The organism is Bartonella sp. AP57NXGY, assembly GCF_042195805.1.
Lineage (GTDB): Bacteria > Pseudomonadota > Alphaproteobacteria > Rhizobiales > Rhizobiaceae > Bartonella.
In genome coordinates, this window is sequence record NZ_JBHIOZ010000095.1 from 1 (window position 1) to 2,913 (window position 2,913).

Annotated in this window: 5 protein-coding genes; all 5 read left to right on the top strand. The window is 46.5% G+C overall.

Features of this window, described 5'->3' with window-relative positions; translation table 11 throughout:
* A partial coding sequence (locus ACFIL8_RS07560) for a hypothetical protein (protein ID WP_375689319.1) occupies positions 1 to 371 on the top strand: 371 nt, incomplete at its 5' end.
* A gap of 12 nt (positions 372 to 383) precedes the next feature.
* Positions 384 to 1,349, top strand: coding sequence for a capsid protein (locus ACFIL8_RS07565; RefSeq protein WP_375633725.1), 966 nt, complete (start codon positions 384 to 386; stop codon positions 1,347 to 1,349).
* Positions 1,350 to 1,364: 15 nt separating this feature from the next.
* Positions 1,365 to 1,787 (top strand): gp436 family protein, encoded by a 423-nt coding sequence (locus tag ACFIL8_RS07570; protein ID WP_375612327.1) that lies wholly within the window; start codon positions 1,365 to 1,367, stop codon positions 1,785 to 1,787.
* A 1-nt stretch (position 1,788) separates the two neighbouring features.
* Positions 1,789 to 2,283 carry a phage virion morphogenesis protein gene (locus tag ACFIL8_RS07575; protein WP_375633726.1) on the top strand — a complete coding sequence of 165 codons (495 nt, stop codon included), beginning with the start codon at positions 1,789 to 1,791 and terminating at the stop codon, positions 2,281 to 2,283.
* Positions 2,280 to 2,801, top strand: a complete 522-nt coding sequence (locus ACFIL8_RS07580) for a hypothetical protein (protein ID WP_375662569.1) — start codon at positions 2,280 to 2,282, stop codon at positions 2,799 to 2,801. The genes ACFIL8_RS07575 and ACFIL8_RS07580 overlap by 4 nt, the downstream gene beginning before the upstream one ends.
* Positions 2,802 to 2,913: the final 112 nt, after the last annotated feature.

Sequence of the window (2,913 nt, forward strand, 5' to 3'; positions counted from 1 at the left end):
TATATTTGCGAACAAAAGGAGCGCCAATCATGAGTACGATGATTTTAATTAAATCTTTTCGCGCCATAGATGTGATTTCACCTTATTGCATTGTTGCAGCGCGCGGTGACGGAATGGTGGCAACGGCTTCTGGTAAGGGTGATAAATTATTAGGGACTGCTGGGTCATTGAGTGCAAAGGCTGGTGAGATGATTGATGTTGGCCAATGTGGTTGGGGCGAAGTGGTTTGTGGAGGCAATGTTTCCTTTGGTGATTTTTTGACCTCTGACCCAAAGGGGCACGCCATAAGGGCAGAAGCAGCAGATCGCACCATTGGTATTGCCATGAGTGATGGTTCTGCTGGTGATGTTATTTCTTTTAAAATTAATTAATCGAGGCATAAAATGAACAGACCTTTTCCCATTGATCCAACACTCACCGCTATTGCTATTGGTTATCGCAATCCAGCAGGTTCTCTTATTGGCGATAGAGTTTTGCCACGCGTTTGTGTTTTAAGTGAGGTGTTTAAATATAGTGAATTTCCCTTAGCGGAAAATTTTACCGTGCCTGAGCTTGAGATAGGGCGGAAAGGGCGCCCGAATGTGGTGGAATTTTCTGCCTTTGAACGGGAAGCCAGTGTCAAAGATTACGGACTTGATGATCTTATCCCCAATTCAGATATTGAAGCAGCGGCACGCGCACGAGCAGAAAAGCGCTCTCGTTATAACCCCGAAAAGACAGCTGTAGAGGGACTTGCCAATTTGCTAGAATTGGGGCGTGAAGTGCGTGTTGCAGCGCTTGTGCAAAGAAGTGAAAATTATGCACCAGAGCGGGTGATAACACTTAAAGGTGAGAATAAATTTAGCGATTATGAGAAATCTGATCCTTATGCTGTTTTAGATGAGGCCATGGATAAAAGTCTCGTCTATACGCCCAACACCATTGTTATGGGCAAAGTTGTTTGGTCAAAACTCAAACGTCATCCCAAAATCATCAAAGCTGTTAAAGGGGGTGGCACTGCTGATGGTTTTGTCACCAAGGCGCAATTTGCTGATCTGATGGAAATACACCCCGATCGTTTACTCATTGGTGAATCGCAAGTGAATTTGGCACGTAAAGGGCGTTCGGCACAATTGGCACGCGTGTGGGGCAATAAGATTGCACTGCTTTATATTGACCCTACCAAACAACAGGCAGATGGTTCGGTGATCAGTTGGGGTTTTAGCGCCCAGTTGGGCGAACGTTTGTCTGGAGTGATCCAAGATCCAGATATCGGCTTATCAGGCGGCAAACGGGTGCGTGTGGGGGAACGTGTGTGTGAATTGGTTGCCGCAAAAGATGCCGGTGTTTTGTTGCAAGAAGTTGTCTAAGGGAAACTTTTAAACATGGCTTATGCAAGCAAAACATTGATTGAAGAGCTCTGGGGTGATGACTTCTTGGATGATTTGTGTGGGATGGATGAGAACTCTGATCCAGTTTTTTCAGAGCAAGCCATTGCCCGCGCGCTCGAACAGGCAAGTGGTGAGATTGATGTGCATTTGTCTCATCGCTACTCAATCCCCATTGCTGGACAGCCAGCGGCTCTGGGTATGATCTGTGTCAATATTGCTGTTTATAATTTAGCCATACGCCATACGGCACTGACCACGACTATTGAAGATCGTTACAAACAGGCGGTTGATTTGCTGAAACGTATTGCCGAAGGCAAAGCGGGTTTAGGCATAGATGAACCTAAAATTATGAGCGAAGATGGTCCCGTGCGTGATGGGGCTTTCTTCCATGCCAAGCCGCGTTTGATGGGAAGATAATATGTCTGTTGCAACCCATATTGAGATTAAAGAGACAGGGCTTGAAGCGGCTTTATCCTTTTTGCAAAAGGGAGCTGATCGCTCGATGGGGACTTTGGCACAAGGGGTTGGGCGTCTCATTCAAGAAAGCACAAGGCGGCGGATTCAAAGTGAAAAAATGTCTGCTCAAGGAGAGAAGTGGAAAAACAATCATGCCCGCACCTCCATTCTTTATGCCAGTGGGGCGCTTTCACGCTCCATTGATATGAAAGCTTCACCAGAACAGGTGATTGTGGGCTCTGGGTTGGTTTATGCGCGGATTCATCAATTAGGTGGGGTTATTCACCCGAAAAATGGCAAGACACTGCGCTTTTTTCTTAAAAGCGGCAATGCACACCGCTTTGTTTGTGTGCATCAAGTGACCATGCCCGCACGCCCTTATTTGGGGCTTTCAGAGCACAATAAAGTGGAAATTGTCAAAGCGACAGAAGACTGGCTGGAAAGGGTCTTTGCATGAGTCAAACGATTAAAAATGCTGGGCGCATTAATCAGTTTCGTGAAGCGGTGATAAGAAGCCTTAAAGGCGCTTTACCGGATGTGCGTGATTGCGGCTGTCAATTTGGACGTTTTAACTTAGAAGAGCTTGAAACACAGATGCTGGTGGCTCCAGCAATACGGGTTGCGGTGTTAGAAAGCCGTTTGAATCCTGTAGCAAGTGGACAGATGAGTGCTGATCTTCATTTAGGGGCTTTTATTATTACCACAGGTAAAGAGCGTGATGTTTCCAGTTGGCTTTTAGCAGAAGCCATTGCGGTGCTTTGTCATAGCGGGCAATTGTGGGGACTAACGCATTTGAGTGCCCCGCGTGAGGTGCAAATTGAACCGATTATCTCTGCGGCGATTAAGCAGCGTGGTGTATCGATAAGCGTGGTGGAATGGCACCAAGATTTGCATCAGTTGGGACAGGATATTTTTTGTGATGAGGGACAACTCAAAAGTGGTTTGATTTCATGGGACAATGAGGTGGGGGCATGAATGACGCACATCTCTTAAGTGATACCTTTCGACAAATCATGAAGCGTCTTGATGCCCTTGAACGCTGTCTTGCCAACCAGCACATGATCGGGCGGGTTGTGCAAGTTGATGG

What these genes read in the sequence shown, in the direction of transcription:
- ACFIL8_RS07565 (WP_375633725.1), top strand. Translation starts at nt 384, where the DNA reads ATGAACAGACCTTTTCCCATTGATCCAACACTCACCGCTATTGCTATT.
- ACFIL8_RS07570 (WP_375612327.1), top strand. Translation starts at nt 1,365, where the DNA reads ATGGCTTATGCAAGCAAAACATTGATTGAAGAGCTCTGGGGTGATGAC.
- ACFIL8_RS07575 (WP_375633726.1), top strand. Translation starts at nt 1,789, where the DNA reads ATGTCTGTTGCAACCCATATTGAGATTAAAGAGACAGGGCTTGAAGCG.
- ACFIL8_RS07580 (WP_375662569.1), top strand. Translation starts at nt 2,280, where the DNA reads ATGAGTCAAACGATTAAAAATGCTGGGCGCATTAATCAGTTTCGTGAA.